This window comes from Aliifodinibius sp. S!AR15-10 (genome assembly GCF_031569985.1).
In the GTDB taxonomy this organism is placed as follows: Bacteria; Bacteroidota; Rhodothermia; order Balneolales; family Balneolaceae; genus JAMQKA01.
The window spans coordinates 33,935-54,403 of sequence record NZ_JAMQKA010000001.1 but is presented as its reverse complement, the minus strand read 5'-3'; the positions used below and the strand labels follow the sequence as shown (position 1 = coordinate 54,403).

Sequence of the window (20,469 nt, the reverse complement as noted above, 5' to 3'; positions counted from 1 at the left end):
ACAGTAGTATGGATATTTTCGAGGAACTACGCCACCGGAAGCTGGAGTCTCAAACCCGACGTCACTTTCTTAAAAAGTGCTCATTGGGACTGGGGGGGTTGGCATTTGCAGCCATGACCGGCTGTAATCCCTTTTCGTCTTCAGAAGGTGAAAATGCTCAAACTATGGGTAGCAGGCATCCACTGGATCCCAAACCTCCTCATTTCGCTCCCAAAGCCAAGCGGATTATTTACCTGCATATGGCCGGTGCGCCTTCGCAGCTGGAGCTTTTTGATTACAAGCCGGAGCTCCAGAAGCTGCACGGCAAAGATTGTCCCCAGTCACTGCTGGAAGGCAAGGAGTTTGCGTTTATAGAGGGGGTTCCCAAGATGATGGGGCCACAGGCAAATTTTGAAAAGCGCGGGGAGTCCGGGACTATGGTTTCGGATCTGCTACCTCACTTTTCCACCATTGTGGATGATGTTGCTATAATTAAATCGATGCATACCGATGAGTTTAACCACGCACCCGCCCAACTTCTCATGCAGACCGGGAGTCCGCGGCTGGGACGTCCGAGTATGGGATCGTGGGTGACCTACGGGCTGGGTAGCGAAAATGAAAACCTTCCAGGATTTATGGTGTTGGTTTCCGGAGGGAAAACCCCGAGTGCCGGGAAAAGTGCCTGGGGAAGCGGTTTCCTGCCTTCGGTCTACCAGGGGGTGCAGTGTCGCTCCAAGGGTGATCCCGTGCTCTACGTCTCCAACCCGGACGGAATCGATCGCAATCTTCGAAAAAAGGCGATCAAGGCGATTAATGAGATCAACCGAAAGGAACATGAGCAGGTTGGGGACCCGGAGATCCTGACCCGTATCTCGCAGTATGAGATGGCGTTTCGCATGCAGACGTCGGTGCCTGACGTGATGGATATTTCCGACGAGCCGGATTATATCCATGAGATGTACGGTACTGAGCCGGGCAAAACCTCTTTTGCCAACAACTGCCTGCTGGCGCGACGCCTGGTGGAAAAGGACGTACGCTTTGTACAGCTGTTCGATTGGGGATGGGATTCCCATGGAACGAATGAGGAGACGGGCATAGATGCTGGTTTCCGGGATAAATGCCGCCAGGTAGACCAGCCGATGACAGCACTGATCAAAGATCTGAAACAGCGTGGCCTTTTGGAGGAGACACTGGTTGTTTGGGGGGGCGAATTCGGGCGCACCCCGATGCAGGAGAACCGGGACGGACAGGAGATGCCGTTTATGGGCCGCGATCACCATACCGAAGCGTTTAGCGTTTGGATGGCCGGCGGGGGCGTCAAAGGGGGAGTGACCTATGGCGAGACCGACGAGATCGGGTATGCCGGAATTAAAGACCGCGTGCATATTCATGACCTTCAGGCGACGATCCTGAACCAGATGGGCCTAAATCATGAGGAGCTGACCTACTTCCACCAGGGCCGGGATTTCCGCCTTACGGACGTGCATGGTCATGTGGTGAAAGATATACTGGCGTAATAAAGTGGTCAAAGTATTTTCACTTTTTCCGGGTCATCTAAACAGAAATTATCTAGTTCATCCTAACAATAGGAACATATATAGCGGTTGAATTAAACGTCTCTCAGTCATTCTGAGCTTGACTCAGGATCTCGCAGGGGCCATAAACGTTGATACAGAGATCAGTTAAACCAGCGTTGCCTATCCCCGCAAGATCCGGATCGATGTCCGTGGACTGAGAGTCTTTTATTTAACCACTAAACAAGTATTCATAACCAATAAACAAGTATTCATAACCACTAAACAAGTATTCATAACCAATAAAGAAGCATGCCAATAGACCGAAGAACGTTTATTTCAAACTTAGCACTGGGCAGCGGGGGGATGCTGGTCGGTGGGACCAGTAAAAAGACAGAGAACAAGCCCGGCTTTACCATTCCCAATGATTTCACAATCACGTACCTGGCAACGCGGTGGGGCTACCCGGACACACTAGAGGAATTTTGCCAAGCTGTTAAACAGGCTGGTTACGATGGGATTGAGGTGTGGCTTCCCAGCAGCAGAAAAGAGCAAAATGAGCTGGTTCAGGTAACCAGTAATTACGATCTGAAGATCGGATTGCTCGTCGGTTCCGGAAGCAACGATTTTGAAGGACATTTTACCGAGTTCAAGCAAAATATTGATCGTGCTGCTGAGATGGAACCATTGCTCATCAACTGTCACTCAGGGCGCGACTTTTTTAGCTTTGAACAAAACCGGAAGATTGTCGATTACACTGTGCAACTACAGGAGTCGAGCGGAATTGGGATATCGCATGAAACGCATCGTTCGCGCATGCTTTTTGCGGCCCACATCACGCAGAAGTTGATTGAACAGATTCCCGGGCTTCGCCTGACGCTGGACATCTCACACTGGTGTAATGTTCACGAGTCGTTGTTGGCCAACCAGCCTGACGCTGTAGAGCTGGCGTTGGAGTGCACCGATCACGTGCATTCAAGAGTTGGACACCCAGAGGGCCCACAAGTTTCAGATCCGCGTGCCCCGGAATGGGAGCAGGCCCTGGAGGCACATTTTGGTTGGTGGGACGAGGTTGTAAAACGAAAGATAAATGAAGGAGAGGGACTCACGATGACGCCCGAGTTTGGTCCACCGACCTACATGCCGGCCGTTCCCTATACCGGTCAACCGCTGGGGAACCAGTGGGAGATCAACACGCATATGTTGAATCTGTGGAAGGAGCGGTATAGCTAGCTCGTATTTCTCACAAAATTTTGTGGTTTGTTATTGTAATATGTTGTTAATGGTGAGAATTTTGAGCTAGTACTTAGTATCAGAAAAAGCATAGTTAAAAATTGTTGATTTTGATCATGATTAAGCCTCTGTTGTCCCCCTTCGAAGGGGGTGCAGGGGGATGACCTGACAAAATGAGCGAAAAGCAACCATTAGATAATTTCGCTTACTTTCGAAATTGAGTACTAGTATTATCTTCGATATAAAAGATGAATATTTTCGAATAGCACATGGAGCAAGAAGTTTCTGACATTGTACTTTTTTTAGGCCGTTTTCATCCGCTGGTTCTTCACCTGCCAATTGGCTTCCTGGTAATGGCGTTTATCCTTGAGATCGCTTCCCGTTTCAAGCGATTTGAGAAAGTTGGATCGGCGGCTGGATTTGTGCTTCTGCTGGGAGTGGCATCGGCTGCGCTGGCTGCTGTTCTTGGGTATTTGCTGGCACAGGCTGGCGGATATAATGAAGAGATGCTGGCGACCCACCAGTGGTCGGGCATCGGGGTGGCTGTGGCTTCGGGATGTGCATACCTGTTGAAATGGCGGCACGACCGAACTCCTTCGGATATGCTGGACAAGGCGTATCTGTCACTACTCACGATTATGATGCTGACCTTGGCTGTGGCAGGTCATTATGGAGGCTCATTGACCCACGGCAGTGACTACCTGACGCAGTACATGCCAAACGGTTTGCGGGCAGTGGCCGGACTGCCACCAAAGGAGGAAAAAGGCTTTAAAGAGATTACCAATATCCAGGAAGCACAGATCTATAATGATATCGTTGATCCTATCCTTGAGACGCGCTGCACCTCCTGCCATAATGAAACCAAAAAGAAGGGGGAATTGCAGATACACACCCGGGAACTGCTGCTGAAGGGGGGAGAAAACGGACCGATATTTGTGGAAGGCAATGCCAGGGAAAGTGAGATGATCCGTAGAATTTTTCTGCCCGAAACGCACGACGACCATATGCCACCAGAGGGGAAGCGTCCCCTAACGGATGCTCACAAAGATCTACTTGAATGGTGGGTCAGCAGCGGAGCCCCGTTTGATAAGAAAGTGGCCGAGGTTGAGGTCTCGGAGGAGATACAGTCAGCACTTAATACATTGGTCGACCCACAGGCCAATATGAGTCCCGCTGAAAAGCTACTGGCTTCCCAAGTGGCGCCGGCAAAAGCGCAGGTGCTGGATGACCTGGAGAGGCAGGGTATACATATTCGACCAGTAGCAACCGGGAGTAATTGGCTGCAGGTTGATGTCCCGCAAAATAGGTCTGTTGACTCGTTGATTACAGGTTTACAAGAAGTATCAACGCAAATAACATGGCTTGACCTGGGAGGTTCTATCATCTCTGATACGGCCCTTGCTGACATGGGGGATTTTTCAAACCTGACACGGCTACATCTGCAAAATACGGAGGTTACTGATGAAGGACTTACCCATCTTACCGGTCTTTCCAACCTGGAACTTCTGAACTTGTATGGAACCAACGTGACGGATGAAGGCATTAAGCAACTGCAAGAACTGCCACATTTACGAAATCTTTTTGTGTGGCAGACCAGGGTAACACAAGCGGGTGCACGGGAATTAGAAAACGCCTTACCGGGACTGGAGATCAACCTGGGGTTAAGTGATACTACTGGCGTAGCAGAAGCAGGGATAGAAAATACAGTAGAATAACTGGGGTATCTTCAAAAAGTCACAGCCGTTCTCCGTTGCAGAGTGTTCCTTTTTGTATGAACAAATTCGCTGGGATAATGCAGAGGCTGACCTCGCCTTAACCTAAGTTGGTTTTTTTAGCTGTTGGAGCTTAAAGAAGGGAATTACCTCAAACTCTATGGACCGGAGTCAGTCGTTGTGATCTTTAAACCCGGTTCATATTATCATTTGTCACTCCTTCCTCCACATGGGCCACCTTTTTTACTTCATTCTTAAAACTTCACCCTAGTTTAACAACAGCTAAATTCGTAAACTGTAATTAACAAGTCTACAGATAGCCCCCGATAAGATGTTGGCCTACCTTTAACCAATGGGAGATCGCTATGAAATATTTTTTAGAGCACCTCACAGTATTATTATTGGATCTTTTCTTTTATAACGATACAGCTTTTACCGGACTTTTTCAGTATGCTTCCGGCAACCAAGTTGCATGGGAAGACTCCTTAACTATGGTCAAAGACGCCAATCCATCGTTAACCCTGGCTGCGTTTGTGCTGCGTCTCACTAACTACCACTAAAGACCTCAAGTTATGCCACTCAACCGACTCTATCCCAATTCCAACGACCCAGTTTCGATACAGCAGACCGATTTATCCATTGACGTTCTCGGCCGCTTCTCCTGCAATACCCTGGAAGAAGCCCTCTCGAGCGGGCACTTCGACGTCATTGTCATCGGTTCGGGCATGTATGGCGGCTATACCGCCGCTAAATTGTGGGCGGAAAAACCACATTTGCGCATTCTTTTGCTCGAGGCTGGCCCATTCTTGATCTCAGAACACGTTCAGAACCTTTCGCGAATTGGCTACGACATTTTTCCCCCGGTTAGTGGCCAGCCCTACGTAGCTCCCCACGAGCACGCTGCGGTGAGCCATTATTACTGTGTAGGAGGAAAATCGCTTGGATGGGGAAAATGGTCTCCCCAACTTACGGAGGCAGATCTTCAAAATTGGCCGACTGAAGCCGCGAATTACCTCCGGGAAAACTATGACCGGGTGGAACGGGAGATTGGAGTGACGCCGAGAGAAGATTTTATTTACGGGGATCTGGCAGATAAATTTAGTGCTCACATTAACGCAGTGCTTGCTTCAGACCCCAATTTCAGCGACCTTAGCAGCGATATAGCCCCAATTGCGGCGCAATCAAAGGCCCCGAGCTCGGGTCTTTATAGTTTCGACGCCTTCAGCAGCGTAATTACCCTGATTGATGCGGTACGAGGTGATATTGCGGAAGCCGGGCCGGTGAACAACCAAGCGCGGCGGCTGATGCTGGTCCCGCGAGCGCGGGCGTTCGGCATGCGGTTTACAGGTAACCAGGTTAGTGCAATCCAGCTGGCCCGTGGGCGCGATCAAAACTACTCGGAAATCCCGGTGACCCCGCAAACGCGCGTCTTGCTGGGTTTGGGATCGATGGAAACTACGCGCCTGGTATTGAACTCAATTCCTCAGGGACCATCCCGTGGTCTGGTCGGTCGAAACCTCATGGCGCACCTGAGGAGCAATTTCAACGTCCGCGTTCATCGTTCGGAGCTAGGCCTTGAGCTGGGGACCAGCCTGCAGCCCACGGCGTTCCACGTCCAGGGCGACAGCAATGGCCGGCGTTACCACTTCCAAGTGCTGGTGGCGGCGGATAACACTCACCGCGTCGAATCGATACTTTACCGTATGGTACCCGACTTCGACAGCCTCAAAGCAATGCTCGCAGCACAAAAATCGGATTGGATTACGGTTCGTATTCTTACCGTGGGCGAAATGAAAGGCTTCCCTGATCAGCCGATTTACAGCCCGGACACCTATTGGTGCGATCTATCGCCATACGAATTTGATATCGTTGCGGGTCAAACCCTGCCCAAGCTTTACGCTCACTGGGTGTTGCGGGCAGAGGATGCCGCTTTTTGGGACGAAATGGATGGACGGGCGATCCAATTTGCCCAAGCCCTTGTGGACGATCCGTCCAAGATTGAGTTTCAGCAGGCCGACGGCCAGTGGACGACGAATCCGCGCCCAGCAGGATCATTCCGCGATAGTCTTGGCTCAACCTTCCACGAGTCGGGAACGCTTTGGATGGGAGACGATCCGGCGCACTCTGTCACAAACGTCAATGGTCGTTTTCACGAATTCCAGAACCTTTACGCATTAGACCAATCGATCTTCCCTGCGGTGGGCTCGGCAAACCCAGTCCTTACTGGCTTGACTATTTGTCGTAAAATTGTCGAAGGCATCTAGTATAGATTGCCGCTCGGTAGGGGGAAGACAGAAGCTTTGAGTATAATTCTGTTAACAATACAATTCGCCATGTCAAAATCCTGAGTTATCATCTCATCAGCTTCAAAAAAAATCTCCATTGGTAAACTGAAGGTAAGTTTTGGAGTCCCATTCCCGTTGAGGTATTCATTTTTTTAGTGATAAAAATCCGCCGGGAGTCGGACTAAAGAACTCCCATCAAAAAAATCACCGCTACTACTTCGCACGAGGCTTTATAGCACAAGCTGAGTAAATAACACTGCGTTCCGCTAAAACAATCACAGATTTTTTCTTTACGCTTCTCACAACCGGCGCAAGTTTGCAACTTGTGCCCTTAAAGCATTTCAAGTGTTGAAAGGTCCAAGTTACAAACTTGAACCAGACGAGGTTTTTTCTTCATGCTTCACTCCGTTTCCTTCCGGGCGGTCCACTTTACAAGGCCGGCAAGGACAAGGCGACATAAAATGGTTATGTCACCCTGAGTCCAGAGAATCCCCGTAGCCTGTTTGCATAAAAGCGGGGAACGTTCCAGAGCAGGGCCATAGTGATTTTTGAGCAAGCGCTACTTAATTCCACCTGAGTTCAATAAAACTGCATAAAAACACGGCCTGCTCCCCGCCCAAATTGCTGAAGGAGCAAAGGTGACACTTCGTCTAAGAAAAAACACGACCAGAGCAGGCCGTTTGACTGCCTGACATAGCCTGTTTGACTGCCTGACATAGCCTGTTTGACTGCCTGACATAGCCTGTTTGACTGCCTGACGTTATCTATTTGACTATAGTCACCCTTAAGAGGCCCTGAGGAAAGGAGATGAAAGATTAATAATAATTACGCCCAGCTATAGAAAAAACTGAACGCCAAGCCGCTGGAAAGGTCGATCTTGGCGTTCAGCAGGAATGATTTACTCGTACAGCTCTTCAATCAGACTGAGGTTGACCGGTGTATCCGGATCGAAGTCACTGCTCTCCATATACTCAAGCAAACTGTGGTATAACTGGCGGGCAGCCGGCCTTTGGTCAAGGTCATCCTCAAAATCGATGGATGTGACTACCAGTTTCCCTTTTCCAATCGTTGCCTCAAAAAGAAGTCCCAGTTTCCTGGCCTCAAACCACGTATCGATCATCTGTATCTTTGGCGTGAGGTCAGCAGGGAAGTCGTTTAACACCATGGGATGCACGTCGTGCACGATATCCCACCACTGCCAATTGGTGTGGTACTCCGTCGGGAAATTTTTAAAAAGCGGATCGGTGGGTTCAACCAGCACGCCCATGGTATGCGGAGCCTGTCCCAGGGTCCAGGCCGTGTTCCAGAAGACGGTGGAAAATCCACCCACAACTTCTTTGCCCTTACCCTCTTTAAGTTTTCCATTTACCTGGAGGAGTACCTTCGCCCCATCTTGTAGCTTGCGCTCAATAGCCGGGGTCAAGGTTTTAGTTACAATAATGTCAGAAGATGATTCCGTATCCACGTTTTCCGGGAATACCCAGAAGTCCCAGTCATTCTCTCCCAGGTGTCCAGCGGAAACCGAGAGATTCAGCTTTTGGGCTTCATTAAAAGAAGACAAATCCAGGGAGGCGGTTCCGGCCTTAATGTTGTTTCCAATGGGAAGATCCCGGACCGTTTCACTCGAAGCCAAAATTCGGTTTTGGTTGTTGGTGATTTTCCATCGCACCGGGATATCATCTGCTTCATGTTCGGCAAAGTGGGCGATCTCGAGCTCAGCCCTGAAGGTTTCGGTATTGGATAAAATTCGTTTCTCCATAACTGCCAGGGGCACCGTCTGAGAGCTGAACCGGCTGAACTCCTCCGAATTGATGTAGGGCTTGTCGTCCCAAAACGGATCCAAAATGCCGACGAGCGCCGTTCCCTGTCCCGGAAAATCGTGCAGATCCAGCATCTGGTAGCCGGCATAACCCGGAGTGCGAAGTGCGGCCTCGATATCGGCTTTGTAGCAAAGCGCCTGCAGTTTGCCCGAGGCCATCAGGAAGTCGTGTGCCTGGTGCAACATGTGGTTTTCTTCAAGGAAGTCCCGGAATATCTCAAAGTTGTGAGGATACAGCACGCCGGTATACTTCGACATCTCGTTGAAGTTCGGGTACACCGTCCACTGCCCGATCTCATGACCAATTACTGGTATATCATATTCAGCGATATCTTCCTCAAAATTCCAGTCCGTGCTCGGGGGCGTACCGTTGATCACGCTATTAAGTTCTTCGCCCCACTGCTGAATCCGCGGATCGGGTAGATCGTGGAATTCGTTCTCATCTATCGCCGGCCACCCGGAACCACTGGTGTACACCCGGCGGTTGTCCTTTTGCTTCCACATCGAGACAAAATCAGCCAGGTACGCTTCATAATTGTCACCCCCGGGCTCATTACCGTGGGCAAACATCACAAAAGAGGGATGATTGCCATACTCTTTCATGACGCGCTTGCTTTCATCAATCACAAACTGGTCGACCGGTTTGCCGTCACCCAGGGTGGCTCCTTGATTAACCCAAACGGAAGCCTCCACCTGCAGGTAAATCCCGAGCTCGTCTGCAGCCTCAAAAGCGGCCTTCGGGGGACACCAGGAGTGAAAGCGGATATGGTTCAGCCCATGCTGTTTTGCTACCTCAAAATGGTGCGCCCATTCTTTCTTAGACATTGCAGGATAACCTGTTTCAGGGAAGATTGCGGATTCCAGGGTACCGCGCAGGAATATTGGGCGGCCATTAATGTGGAACCGCGCGCCCTCCACAGTGAAGTCGCGCATGCCGAAATCAGTGGAATAGGTATCTGTGTAAGAAGAGCCGCTTTCCAGGTTGACGTCCAACGCATAGAATTGCGGATTAAACTCATCCCACAACAGCGGGTCATCACCCATCGAATAGGTTAGTTCAACAACTCCGGATTCAGAAACAGTGAACGATTGTTGGGCAGGAGGGAGAACTTGCTCCTCTTCTGCATTTACTGATCTGGCACGCAGCTGCAGGTTTCCCGACTGGGGGCTCCCGGTAATATTGTTTATATGAACCTTGACACGGGCCTGCTTATTCTCAACATCAGGATAAACCTGCACTTCAGAAATAAACACCGGGTCTGATGCCTTCAGCAGCAGGTCGCCTACCAAGCCGTTCCAGTTCGACTGTGTATGTTCGGTAATGCTGTGAGAGTTTAGGCCGATATCATACAATATTCTATTATCAACCCTGATCGACAAGGTGTGCGTGCCGGGCGAGAGCACCTCCGAAAGGTCATAACGATGTGGTATCGCAAGACTGCTGTCCGCACCCATATTCTGACCATTCACAAATACCATGCTCCCCCAGTGAGGGCGTTCAAGCTCCAGTGTTATTTGCTTGTTGTTCCAGTTTTCAGGAATGGTAACTTCTTTCTGAAACCATGTAACCCCTTGGTAGTGAGTGTCTGAGGTCAGCCAGTAAGGAAACTTAAAATTATCGTCCGTCCGGTAGGGAGCATATTTGTCCAGCTCAAAAAACTGTTCATATCTCGTGGCAACCCATTTCGTTTCAGTCGATATTTTCTCCCCTAAATCATACTCTTGTATCGATCCGGGCAGAACAATGGACTGGGAATCGGAGAAACGCTCGTTATACCACTGCTCCTGTAATCCGATATCATTCTTATCAAGCTTTAACTTCCATTGACCAGCAAGTGATATGCTATCCTGGGCGAACAGCCCACTGCCGATGGGGAGGAATATTAAAATTGCTGCTATACCTAAACTTACAAGCCGGTTAATGGTTGGAACAGATTGTTTCATAATCATGGCGTTTAAGTTTTTATTGAAATGTTTTTTAACCAAGTGAACCGTTCACGAAATATTTGGGGTCAGTTGCTCCTTGAACCGGGCGATTAGTTTTAAATGCGTTTGGGCTCCAAAGTGCATCGCCTCTATCTGCAGGATCTCTTTCAGCAGAGATTCTGCTTTTGAAAATGCTCCCAGCCCCAGCCGACCCAATGCGATCATAAAATTACTGTGAACGCTGTTTCTGAGTGCCAGGTCGTCGTCAAAGATCAATAGGTTGGGCAGCGATACGGCGAAGTAATCGATACTCACATCTTCGTGAATCTGCTCTTTCCCGTAATCCACGAGCTGTTGGAAAATTTCGTTGGCTTTTTGGGGCTGATCCAGCTGTTGCCAGGCCAGTCCCTGGTAAAAAATCATTTCGGGGGGCTGGTCATTATAGAATATTGCCGGACTTGGTTGGTAATCTCCTTCTGTGGCCTTGGTAAACTGTGCCCGGGCCTTGTCATGATCCTCAAGTCCATTGTATGCCATTCCCATCCAGTAGAAAATGTCATTTTCCCGGGTACCGTACAGTTTGCCTTCCCCCAGGTTCGGAGGATAGGTCTGGGCTTGCTGCAGTTTTTCAATCGCATCTTCATATGCCCCATTTTTGATGTCGATCTTTGCCAATTCGGTCAAACTGTAGACATATTGGCCGGATACCTTTCCTTCGCCGCCCTCCCAGGGGTGGAATTTTCGATCCATGATGAGATCATAAGCTTTCTGATGGTCCCCGAGGAAATTATAGAGTGCGGTCCGTTCCAGGTACACATCATCCCGGAATTCAACCAGCTCCATATGCTCTTCCAAGAACTTAAGCCGTTCTTGTGGATCTTTGTTAGTGCGCTTATACAGCTGATCCAGCTCCATGAACACCCGGGCGTCCGACTCATCAAGAGAAAAGGCTTTTTCAAAACTCTGGATCGCTTTATTCGGCTCCTCCTGTTTGTTGAAGTAGGCGATACCGAGGTTGCGGTGCACGGTGGGGAATGAGTTATCCCGATCTCGGGAGGTCTCCCAGTAATCAATGGCCAGTTTGTGCTGGCGCTTGTCATAAAACAGGCAGCCAAGGTAATATGGAGCTTTCGCGTCTTTATTGTTTCGTTTCATGGCATCACGCAGCACGGGAATGGCTTCCAGGCGATTGGGAAAGCAGTATGCTGGATTTGCTTGTGCGGCCTTTTGGTAGAACTGAAGGCCTTTATCTTTTTTCCCCATTTTTAGGTGACCCCCCCCGAGGTAGTAAAAGACCATCGGGTGAGTCTCGTTGTCATCAATCGCATGCTTTAGCAGTGATATAGCCTCATCAAATAATCCAGCTGAGGAGTAGTCCAGGGCGTACGCAATAAGATTTTGAACAAACTCTCGGGATAACTCTAAAAACTTCTCCAGTGCTGCATCAGCCTTTTCATCTTTGTCCAATTTTTCCCAGATCAAATGCTGTTCATAATAGGCCGAAAGGTTAAACCGGTCACGTTCAATAGCGGTCTCAGTAGTTTCAAGTGCCTCTTCATATTCCCCCATTTTGCGAAGGATGGCGGCTTTCAACGTCCATCCCTTGCTGTTACGGGCATTGCGGTCCAGCGACCAGTTGATATGTTCAAGGGCTTGTTCAAAGTCCCCGCGAGCCAGGTCTATTTCTGCCAGGGAAAAATACCCGCTGTCCTGCCAGGCGCTGTTCCAGGTGGACTTGTAAAAAGCCGCATAAGCTTCTTCAATACGTCCCTGGTATTTTAGGCTTATTCCAAGATTATAATACGGTTCGCCCACGTAGGGATTGGGATTTCGTTCGGTGAGCGTTTCAATCGCTTTTCTCAGGTATTTTTCACTTTCTTCAAATCGTCCCTGCCGCAGGTACCACTTGCCCAGCGCATTGTTGTTTCTGATATCGGTGGGATCTCTGCGGAGGGCTTCCTTGTAATAGGGCTCAGGCCGGTAAGTGGCATGGCGATATTGCTCCAGGTGTTGGCCCGTAAGGTAGAGTTGTTCGATACTCTCAATTTCTTCGGGCTGCTTCGCGGGTTTTGCCGGTTCCGGGATCTCCTCTTCCCGATTGGTGGCCGGTTCATACCGAATCAGTTCGCTGCCGTCGGAATCACAAACGGTCAACACATAATTATCAACTGTGATCTTATGGTCCAGCTCCGTTGTTACCTCATATACAGATTCCGGGCTGAGATTAAAGCTGTCCATGAACGCGATCTCATCATCAATCCACAGTTTAACCTGCGCACCAGGTATTTCGGAGGTGGCATGTACTTTTATTTCTGCTTGTGTATCACTGGTCGGCTCGATATTGAGTAGTATATCTTTAGTCGCATTTTTAACCACTCCAAGCTCCCTGTAGGGCATGAAATATTGGGAGAATGCCTTTTCCTCCAGTGGCATAAGCCAGGAGAAATCCGGCTGATTGTCGGTATACGCCCCTGTCATAAGTTCGATATAGGGACCGTCTTCATCTGTTAGATTGCGATCCCAAGCCTTGCCAAAGTCGCCATTTCCCCAGGTCCACTGCTTTTTCCCAGGAGACACGTGATGGTTGGCGACATGCAGGAGCCCGGCTTCAGTGTCATGCTCATACCCGCCGACAAAATCATAATTAGACTGAATAGCCATGTAGGAAGTAGGCACCGGGAGGTTTTTATACTTCGAAATATCGGTGCCCGGGGAATAGTCGACTTTGTAATAGGTGCCTTTGGCAATAGGGAAAGTGGCCACATCCCGTTTTCCGTGATCGAAAACGGCGTTGACATCCGGTGGAAATACCGACTGGTAGTGATCATTCACACTCACCGCAGGATTGGCCCACCACAAAAATGTCTGTGGGAGTTTGGTCCGGTTATAAAGTTGAACATTGATTTCCAGGTACGCTTTGTTGGGATACAGGGTAAATCCCGCCATCCCTTTGGTATGGAACATCAACTCGATCTCGTTTGTCCAAACCGTTTTGGAGCCGTCTTCATGCTCTTCAATCGTATAATCAATGGGTTGGAACGTACTGGGGCGGTGGTGCTGGGGCCAGTTGAATTCAATACCGCCCGATATCCAGGGACCCAGCAAACCTACGAGCGCAGGCTTAATAACTTGGTTGTGATATACGAAATGGCGCTCTTTAATCTTGTCATAGGCCATCTGCACACGTCCACCGATTTCCGGTAGAACCATTATTTTCAAGTACCTGTTTTCCAGGAACAGGCCGGTATAGGACTGGTCAATTTTATCGTCATATATTTTTTCAATAATGGGATTGGGATATACGACACCACTGCTGCCTTGATAGACCCGTTTCTCAAAAAACATCGGATTAGTATCCGGCTGCCCCACGGGATAAGTGGGAATTGTAATTGTTTCTTCCCAGACGTTTACCGAGTTCTGATTTTCCATGACAAATATTTTCGTGTGATTCTATTCTTGTATTAATTCTTGCTCAAGCTCCTCCAGGGATTTCCCTTTTGTTTCCGGAAGTTTTGCGTAGATCAAAATAAATCCCAAGACACAGATTCCTGCATAAACGCAGAAAGTAAAAGCGGTCCCTTTGGGGCCTTCCCCAAGCCCCTGGTTTAGAATGGGGAATGTATAAGTAAGTACCAGGGAGGCGGCCCATAGTGCAAAGACAGATACTGACATCGCCGCTCCCCGTATGCGGTTGGGGAATATTTCAGAAATGATAACCCAGGTTACCGGGGCCAGCGACATGGCGTAGAGGGCAATGGCTGTGACGACCAGGATCAGCATGTGGATCCCGAGTATTTGGGTGTAATAGAAGAACGCCAACAGAAGATAGGTCACGGAGAGTCCGCCTGCCCCGATCAACATCAATTTTTTTCGGCCCCATTTATCTACGGTTTGCATAGCCACCAGAGTGAAAATCAGGTTAATCGTACCCGTTACTATTATGTTGAATAGCATGTCGGTTATGGTATAACCGGCACTGGTAAATACCTCTTCGGCATAATTGAAGATGACATTGATACCACTCCATTGCTGGAATACGGCTAATCCTACCCCGATGGCCAAGATGGGAAGCAGGGAAGGTTTCCAGAGTTCACTGACGGATACTTTCTGGTCTTCTTTTTCAAGTGTTTCTTTAACAGCAATGAGTTTATTATTCGCATAAGTTGGTCCGCCAATTTTTTGAAGAACCTGGCGGGCTTTGTCAGTCAAATTTTGTTTTACCAGCCAGCGGGGACTCTCTGGAACAAACCAGGCCATGCCAAAAAAGATGAATGCCGGGATCGCTTCGACTCCAAACATCCAGCGCCAGCCATATTGCCCATTCCATGAATTTAGAAGGTAGCTGTGAGTTGCATCGCCTGGTACAGTTTCGGCAATTAGCCAATTTGCGATTTGGGCAGCCAAGATTCCAAGGACAATGGTCAGCTGGTTTAAAGAGACCAGCCGACCCCGATATTTTGCTGGAGCAATTTCTGCGATATACATTGGGGAAACGTTCGAAGCCAGCCCAATGCCAACTCCCCCCAGAATGCGAGCCCAAATAAACAGTGAAAAGGTTTCCGAAAGCGCTGTGCTAACTGCGGAAAGAGTGAAAAGAAGTCCTGAAAATATTAGTACCTTTTTCCTGCCATATTTATCGGTGATATATCCTGACAGAGCGGCCCCGATGAGGCATCCGACAAGAGCACTGCTCATAGCCCATCCAATTTCAAAGGAGGAGGTAAGGTCAAAATAGGCTTCGTAGAATGGCTTGGCGCCACCGATAACCACCCAGTCATACCCAAAAAGGAAACCACCCAAAGCTGATATGAGAGAGATCCCAACGATATAAATAAACTTGAACTCAACCTTTTTTAGGGGGGATTCTGTTTGCACTGATTTTGAATTCATAATTTCAACAGTTTGATTTCCCTTCATGTAAAATCACTATTATTGTCCATTCCCCAAATGGCGTTAATCAATGTAATAGCTGAATTAAAAGTATTGTATAGATTAAACTATGATTATCATAGATTATATTATGAATAAAGCCCAAGTATTAATATTAGTATAACATTGGCCTTTACTGAAGGTGAAGGTTTCAATGCGTATTCGATTTTATTTGAGATATTTAAAGAATCATAACACCATGGCATTTACAGAAGAGGAACAAAAACAGTGGGAGCCGATGGTAGCATCTTTTATAGTGGAAGAACGACCGCCGGAAGAGATTCGCCCGAAGCTTGACATCGGTTACACCATCAACAATCAGAGTATCATTATTTATACACTACGACCGAGATGGAACCAGCCTGAAGAAAAAGTGGAGATTCCAGCAGCCAAAATCACCTGGGTGCGAAGGCGGAGAATATGGAAGGTTTATTGGCAACGGGCCGATATGAACTGGCACATCTATGATCCCCTGCCAGAAACGGACAGGCTGGAAGAATTTATCGATGAGCTGAAAGAAGATCCCCGGGCCTGCTTTTGGGGATGAGTTATACAAACTCCGTTTGGAGGTGGAAACGTACTGAACAAGACCACTGATTTATTTACTCCACTCCGGAAAGGCCTTTTCAAATTCCTCTTTCATGGCTGGACGATTGTTGTATTGTCTCAAGAGGCGTTTGAAGAGTTCGAGGGCTTTCTCGTCCCCACCCGTGATTTTTTTCATTTTCCTGAGCCAGCCGGCTATCTGCCGGTACTGTTTCCGGCCAGTCTGTTGGGCCTGTTCGGCGATGCCCTGCTCGTAAAGGTCCAGCAATTTATACGGATAATCCTTTTTCAGTATCCCGGCATAATGATCTACAAATGATATATCCTTGGTATTGAGTTGCAGGAGCTTCAATAACCGGTCCGTATAATCCTCTTCTGCAAAAATTTGTGCCAGTGTGGTTGCCTGTCCGTATCCACCTCGCTGATCCGGACCTTTGATCTGGTCGATCAGCTCCTCGCATTTTTCAGGCCATTCCTGTTTGGAGTAGGTGGCTTTTAAGGCACGGTACCACTGCATGGTGGCATAGCTGTCGAAAAATAGCGTTTCTGCCCACTTACGCATTGCCGGCACATCGTTTTCCTGTCTGGCGATCTGAAAGAGTTTTTCCTGCCAGCGGCTGACGATCCCGCGATGGTTGTTTTCTTTGGCAATGTCAATACCTTCCCGACACAAATTTTTAGCTCTTTCAAACTTTTCGTTTTCCAGGGCCTGGTCTACCAGCTGCTCCCGGAAGTCGGGAAATCGGCTGTGGGTCTTCAGCAGTTCCAGGACTTCCTGTTTTCTCCCCCGTCTCCGGGAGTACTCGATCTTTGCCTTGATCAATTGGGTCACGCCATAGTCGGGCCACCGGCTTTCTTTCTCACGCTCTATCTGCCGGTCCAGCAGGTCGAAAAATTGCTCTTCCTGTTCGGGAGAGGAAACCAGCTGCGGCAGCAACTCCAGGAAGTGGCTTTCAAAACCGAAGTCATGATATTTCTGGAGAGGGAGCTCCTGCATGCACCATTCGAACAACTGTTTTTTTATTTCTGAAGAACCGTCCCCTGCAATCCCGTCAAGTGTATCAAAAGCCTGCATGACCACATTACCAGCTCCCCCGTCGGAATCGTCCATATGCTGGATTACTTCGGCAATTTCTTCAACCAGGATTTGGCAGAGCGCCATACTTTCGACGGATTTTCCGGCGTCCAGCAACTCGTTGGCCTTTTGATTTAGTTCCCACAAGGGGCGTGTCAGCGTAGGGGCAGAACGGTAATCGATAAATCCATGCCGGTCCTGCGCCGCCTTTGCGTAATTGCGAATGATACTGCGATACTGCCGATCCGGATCTTCATCCAGACGATCAGTAAAATGGGCCAGAAACCGGTTTTTAAAACCGTCTACTGATATTATACAGTCCTTTATAAATGCCTGCAGATCTTCCTGTGTGGTATTTTTGAATATTTCCTGAATCTTGTCTTTCGGTGTTGATTTCTTTTGTTCTTTGAGATAAGCTGGGTCCGAATGTTCTCGTTCGGTCATCACATACAGGACAGCCACCACATGCTTGCAGACCGGCCCGTAGTCGTAGGGGCAGTCGCACTGCCAGTTTGTAATCGCCCGGCTGTTTTGCGGATCGGTTTGGATCTCCACCCGGTAGTTTTCGCTGCCGTAGACCGTGGCCAGCCATACCCCCTCATCAATTAGTTCTGGTCCATCCACCAGGTCGTCGAAAAAATAGTTGTATCCTCTGTCTACGATTTTAGGATCGATCTGTTGTTCGAAGTCGTTCAGGTTCATACTATTTAAATTGTTTTATTAGCTTCTTTTTTTGAGCCTTTTTAAGTAATTATGATGTCTGATATTTAAAACAGTCCTTGCGCCAATCCCTGAGTATTTCTGGAGAAACATCAACCTTTGTTACGACGAATATAGAAATATTCTGGAGATTCCCCGAGCTTATCTGTGCCGGTCCACGTCCGATACCCCGCTGGATGTGTGAGGAGTTTAGCAGATGTTGAATGACTCATGGAGGCCACATCATTTAACTTTCCCAATTACGGCACGAAGCCTTATCCCTCGGATGTCCAACAATACGATGTCGACAGCTACTACCACTACTCAAAGGGACCGGTTTTCTGGATGCTGTTAAAATGCTGGAAGCCTATGCCGACAGTGTGGGCAGCCGGGAGGAAGGAGCCTATCTGTCATTGATCAGCTGGAATAACCTGGGCTCTCGCTCGTGGAAGGATGTGGAGAGTAGTTTTTTGGGATTTCATCTTATTAGATTTGTTTCAGGATTTGGATTGTACCAACTATAATAAATATCCCTCCCGTTCTTTTTGTAGGAGTCGGAAAATTCACCTATATCTTTTCAGGAATCCCAAAAATGATTCAATGCGTTCGACCCATTGAGAGAACAATTTTCATTTTTAATATCAGGTATTTAAAAAATTTGTTGGCATTCAATAGATGATTACAAATGGTATCGATATGAGGGAACAATCTTTATTTCATCAACACGACAAGATCAAACTTTTCGGTTTTTGATTGTCATTATTCCACCTTCCGATATCGTAGCCTATGCCAGTGATCTCAAGGTGGAGTTTTACCAAATGTGTGGTTCTTATGAAAGCAGATACTCCAAACCAATCTCACAATCAGTCACTTCCCAATGCTGGAAGGCAGGATAAGGTGTTCTTGTCATTACAAAACAGCTTGTGTGAAATAGATCCGTTTGTAATGAAATTAAACGGATTCGGTTGTTTTCTTATTAGCAACGTAATCTATCTAAATGTCGAGCAATCTGAAGAGCTGAAAACCCTGAATTTTTTCTTCGCAGTAAAGTACAACTCAGGCTGGGCGCGAAATGTACTGTGTTCAATAATCACCATCTTACCATCGCAAAAAATCTTAAGCCTGAGGTTTTAAAATCAGCTTACGCCAGTTATCTGTTGAAATCCTATCAAAATACCTTCCTGGTAAAGGAATTGAATGTTCTCAGATACGAGCCAGATAAGGGAGGGTATTCCAAGGTAATGGATTTAAAGCTCGGTAGTAGGGTAGACAATCCCTAGGAGTCTATCGGACTTTCCGGGCATAATTTCCTAGATTGAGGCAACTTCTTAAAAACAAACGGATTTGTTTTGTGATGGCGAATTTTAAGTTAGTGGATCGTGATACCATCTATGTGTTACCGCCCTCAGTTGATCAGTGGCTTCCGGAAGATCATTTGGCCCGGTTTGTCGTCGAAATTGTCGATGAGTTGGACCTGTCGGCCCTGGAATCTTCCTACACCGGTAGCGGCTCGGATGCCTACCACCCGCGAATGATGACCGCCTTGCTGTTTTATAGCTATGCAAGTGGGACGTTTTCTTCCCGTAAGATCGAGACGGCCACCTATGAGTCGGTGGCGGTTCGGTATGTGGCGGCCAATCAGCATCCCGACCACGACACAATCTGCACGTTCCGCAAGCGATTTTTTGGGCCGCTGAGCGATCTGTTTACCCAGATTCTGCGGATCGCGGCCCAGATGGGACTGACCGATCTGGGGGATGTAAGTATTGACGGGAGTAAGTTCAAAGCTAACGCTTCCAAACATAAAGCGATGAGCTGGGATCGGGTCTGCGGCTTGGAAGACCAGCTCAGCAAGGAAGTGGCCGAGCTGCTGGAAGCCGCTGAGGCTGCTGACCGGGCCGAGGAGGAAGCCGGTAGGCTCCCCGAAGAGTTGGCCCGCTGCCAGAACCGGCTGGCCAAAATCAAGCAGGCCAAAAAGATGATTGCCGAGCGGGCCGAGGCTCGCTACGAGGCCGAACAGGCCGAATATGAGCAAAAAATGGCCGTCCGCCGCGCCAAGGAAAAACGTACCGGTAAGAAGACACCCGGGCGCAAGCCCAAGCCCCCGAAGCCGGGCCCGCGGGCCAAAGACCAGGTCAACTTCACCGACCCGGCCTCCCGGATTATGCTGACCAGCAACCAGGGTTGGCAGCAAGCCTGGAATGGGCAGATAGCGGTTGAATATGGATAGTCACCTTATCGTGGCCGGTCACATCAGCCAGGCTCCGAATGACAAACAGGAGCTGGAACCGATGATGAACCAGCTGGAAGCGGTGCCCGAGCAGGTGGGGAAGCCCAAACGCATTACTGCCGACAACGGGTATTACAGCGAAGCGAATATCACTGAAGCCACCGACCGAGAACTAATCCCTTACCTGGCGACCGGTCGCCAAAAACACAATCAGCGTTGGGACGAGCGCCTGGCCGATCCGGAGCCGCCTCCGGAACAGGCCACCGACTCCGAGCAGATGGCCTGGCGGCTGTCCACCCCGGAAGGCGACCGTGGAGACGGTCTTTGGGATTATAAAACATGCTATCGGGTTCCGGCAGTTTAGCCTGCGGGGGCTGAGGAAAGTGGCCGGAGAGTGGAATTTGGTTAAATGTGCCTATAACCTGAAGCGCATGCACGCATTAGCGGGTTAAGGACTGGTGGAAGAAAAATATCTAAAAATGGAACACAGAATAATTACCAACAACAAGCAAATGACACCCC

11 protein-coding genes and 1 pseudogene are annotated in these 20,469 nt (G+C 48.7%); 8 read left to right on the top strand and 4 right to left on the bottom strand.

Going from position 1 to position 20,469, the window contains the following annotated elements; all coding sequences use genetic code 11:
* Nucleotides 1-8 precede the first annotated feature (8 nt).
* The 5 genes from NC796_RS00215 (at nucleotide 9) to NC796_RS00195 (ending at nucleotide 6,702) form a co-directional block, all read left to right on the top strand.
* Nucleotides 9-1,496, top strand: coding sequence for a DUF1501 domain-containing protein (locus NC796_RS00215; RefSeq protein ID WP_310681128.1), 1,488 nt, complete (start codon nucleotides 9-11; stop codon nucleotides 1,494-1,496).
* Between the two features lie 309 nt (nucleotides 1,497-1,805).
* The gene (locus NC796_RS00210; RefSeq protein ID WP_310681127.1) at nucleotides 1,806-2,726 is read left to right on the top strand and encodes a TIM barrel protein; all 921 of its coding nucleotides are present in this window, start codon (nucleotides 1,806-1,808) and stop codon (nucleotides 2,724-2,726) included.
* Nucleotides 2,727-2,995: 269 nt separating this feature from the next.
* On the top strand, nucleotides 2,996-4,441 hold the full coding sequence (locus tag NC796_RS00205) for a c-type cytochrome domain-containing protein (protein WP_310681126.1): 1,446 nt from the start codon (nucleotides 2,996-2,998) through the stop codon (nucleotides 4,439-4,441).
* Between the two features lie 362 nt (nucleotides 4,442-4,803).
* Nucleotides 4,804-4,998: a hypothetical protein gene (locus NC796_RS00200; protein WP_310681125.1), complete on the top strand. Its 195-nt coding sequence runs from the start codon at nucleotides 4,804-4,806 to the stop codon at nucleotides 4,996-4,998.
* Between the two features lie 12 nt (nucleotides 4,999-5,010).
* Nucleotides 5,011-6,702 carry a GMC oxidoreductase gene (locus tag NC796_RS00195; RefSeq protein ID WP_310681124.1) on the top strand — a complete coding sequence of 564 codons (1,692 nt, stop codon included), beginning with the start codon at nucleotides 5,011-5,013 and terminating at the stop codon, nucleotides 6,700-6,702.
* A gap of 919 nt (nucleotides 6,703-7,621) precedes the next feature.
* On the opposite strand, the gene NC796_RS00190 is transcribed toward NC796_RS00195, so the two are convergent.
* Genes NC796_RS00190 through NC796_RS00180 form a run of 3 tightly spaced genes read right to left on the bottom strand, consistent with a single transcriptional unit; the run spans nucleotide 7,622 to nucleotide 15,358 of the window.
* Nucleotides 7,622-10,492 (bottom strand): sugar-binding domain-containing protein, encoded by a 2,871-nt coding sequence (locus NC796_RS00190; RefSeq protein WP_310681123.1) that lies wholly within the window; start codon nucleotides 10,490-10,492, stop codon nucleotides 7,622-7,624.
* A 45-nt stretch (nucleotides 10,493-10,537) separates the two neighbouring features.
* On the bottom strand, nucleotides 10,538-13,897 hold the full coding sequence (locus NC796_RS00185; RefSeq protein ID WP_310681122.1) for a DUF5107 domain-containing protein: 3,360 nt from the start codon (nucleotides 13,895-13,897) through the stop codon (nucleotides 10,538-10,540).
* A 21-nt stretch (nucleotides 13,898-13,918) separates the two neighbouring features.
* Nucleotides 13,919-15,358, bottom strand: coding sequence for a sugar porter family MFS transporter (locus NC796_RS00180; RefSeq protein ID WP_310681121.1), 1,440 nt, complete (start codon nucleotides 15,356-15,358; stop codon nucleotides 13,919-13,921).
* A gap of 238 nt (nucleotides 15,359-15,596) precedes the next feature.
* On the opposite strand from NC796_RS00180, the gene NC796_RS00175 reads away from it, so the two are divergent.
* Complete coding sequence (locus NC796_RS00175) at nucleotides 15,597-15,944, top strand: DUF3024 domain-containing protein (protein WP_310681120.1); 348 nt, start codon at nucleotides 15,597-15,599, stop codon at nucleotides 15,942-15,944.
* A gap of 51 nt (nucleotides 15,945-15,995) precedes the next feature.
* Here NC796_RS00175 and NC796_RS00170 read toward each other — a convergent pair whose 3' ends face one another.
* Nucleotides 15,996-17,720, bottom strand: a complete 1,725-nt coding sequence (locus tag NC796_RS00170; protein ID WP_310681119.1) for an SWIM zinc finger family protein — start codon at nucleotides 17,718-17,720, stop codon at nucleotides 15,996-15,998.
* Between the two features lie 353 nt (nucleotides 17,721-18,073).
* On the opposite strand from NC796_RS00170, the gene NC796_RS00165 reads away from it, so the two are divergent.
* Nucleotides 18,074-18,241: a hypothetical protein gene (locus NC796_RS00165; RefSeq protein ID WP_310681118.1), complete on the top strand. Its 168-nt coding sequence runs from the start codon at nucleotides 18,074-18,076 to the stop codon at nucleotides 18,239-18,241.
* A gap of 830 nt (nucleotides 18,242-19,071) precedes the next feature.
* Nucleotides 19,072-20,399, top strand: a pseudogene (locus NC796_RS00160) (IS1182 family transposase).
* Nucleotides 20,400-20,469: the final 70 nt, after the last annotated feature.

Excerpts from the sequence above, each read along its gene's own strand:
- NC796_RS00215 (WP_310681128.1), top strand. The coding sequence starts at position 9 with ATGGATATTTTCGAGGAACTACGCCACCGGAAGCTGGAGTCTCAAACC.
- NC796_RS00210 (WP_310681127.1), top strand. The coding sequence starts at position 1,806 with ATGCCAATAGACCGAAGAACGTTTATTTCAAACTTAGCACTGGGCAGC.
- NC796_RS00205 (WP_310681126.1), top strand. The coding sequence starts at position 2,996 with ATGGAGCAAGAAGTTTCTGACATTGTACTTTTTTTAGGCCGTTTTCAT.
- NC796_RS00200 (WP_310681125.1), top strand. The coding sequence starts at position 4,804 with ATGAAATATTTTTTAGAGCACCTCACAGTATTATTATTGGATCTTTTC.
- NC796_RS00195 (WP_310681124.1), top strand. The coding sequence starts at position 5,011 with ATGCCACTCAACCGACTCTATCCCAATTCCAACGACCCAGTTTCGATA.
- NC796_RS00190 (WP_310681123.1), bottom strand. The coding sequence starts at position 10,492 with ATGATTATGAAACAATCTGTTCCAACCATTAACCGGCTTGTAAGTTTA.
- NC796_RS00185 (WP_310681122.1), bottom strand. The coding sequence starts at position 13,897 with ATGGAAAATCAGAACTCGGTAAACGTCTGGGAAGAAACAATTACAATT.
- NC796_RS00180 (WP_310681121.1), bottom strand. The coding sequence starts at position 15,358 with ATGAATTCAAAATCAGTGCAAACAGAATCCCCCCTAAAAAAGGTTGAG.
- NC796_RS00175 (WP_310681120.1), top strand. The coding sequence starts at position 15,597 with ATGGCATTTACAGAAGAGGAACAAAAACAGTGGGAGCCGATGGTAGCA.
- NC796_RS00170 (WP_310681119.1), bottom strand. The coding sequence starts at position 17,720 with ATGAACCTGAACGACTTCGAACAACAGATCGATCCTAAAATCGTAGAC.
- NC796_RS00165 (WP_310681118.1), top strand. The coding sequence starts at position 18,074 with ATGCTGGAAGCCTATGCCGACAGTGTGGGCAGCCGGGAGGAAGGAGCC.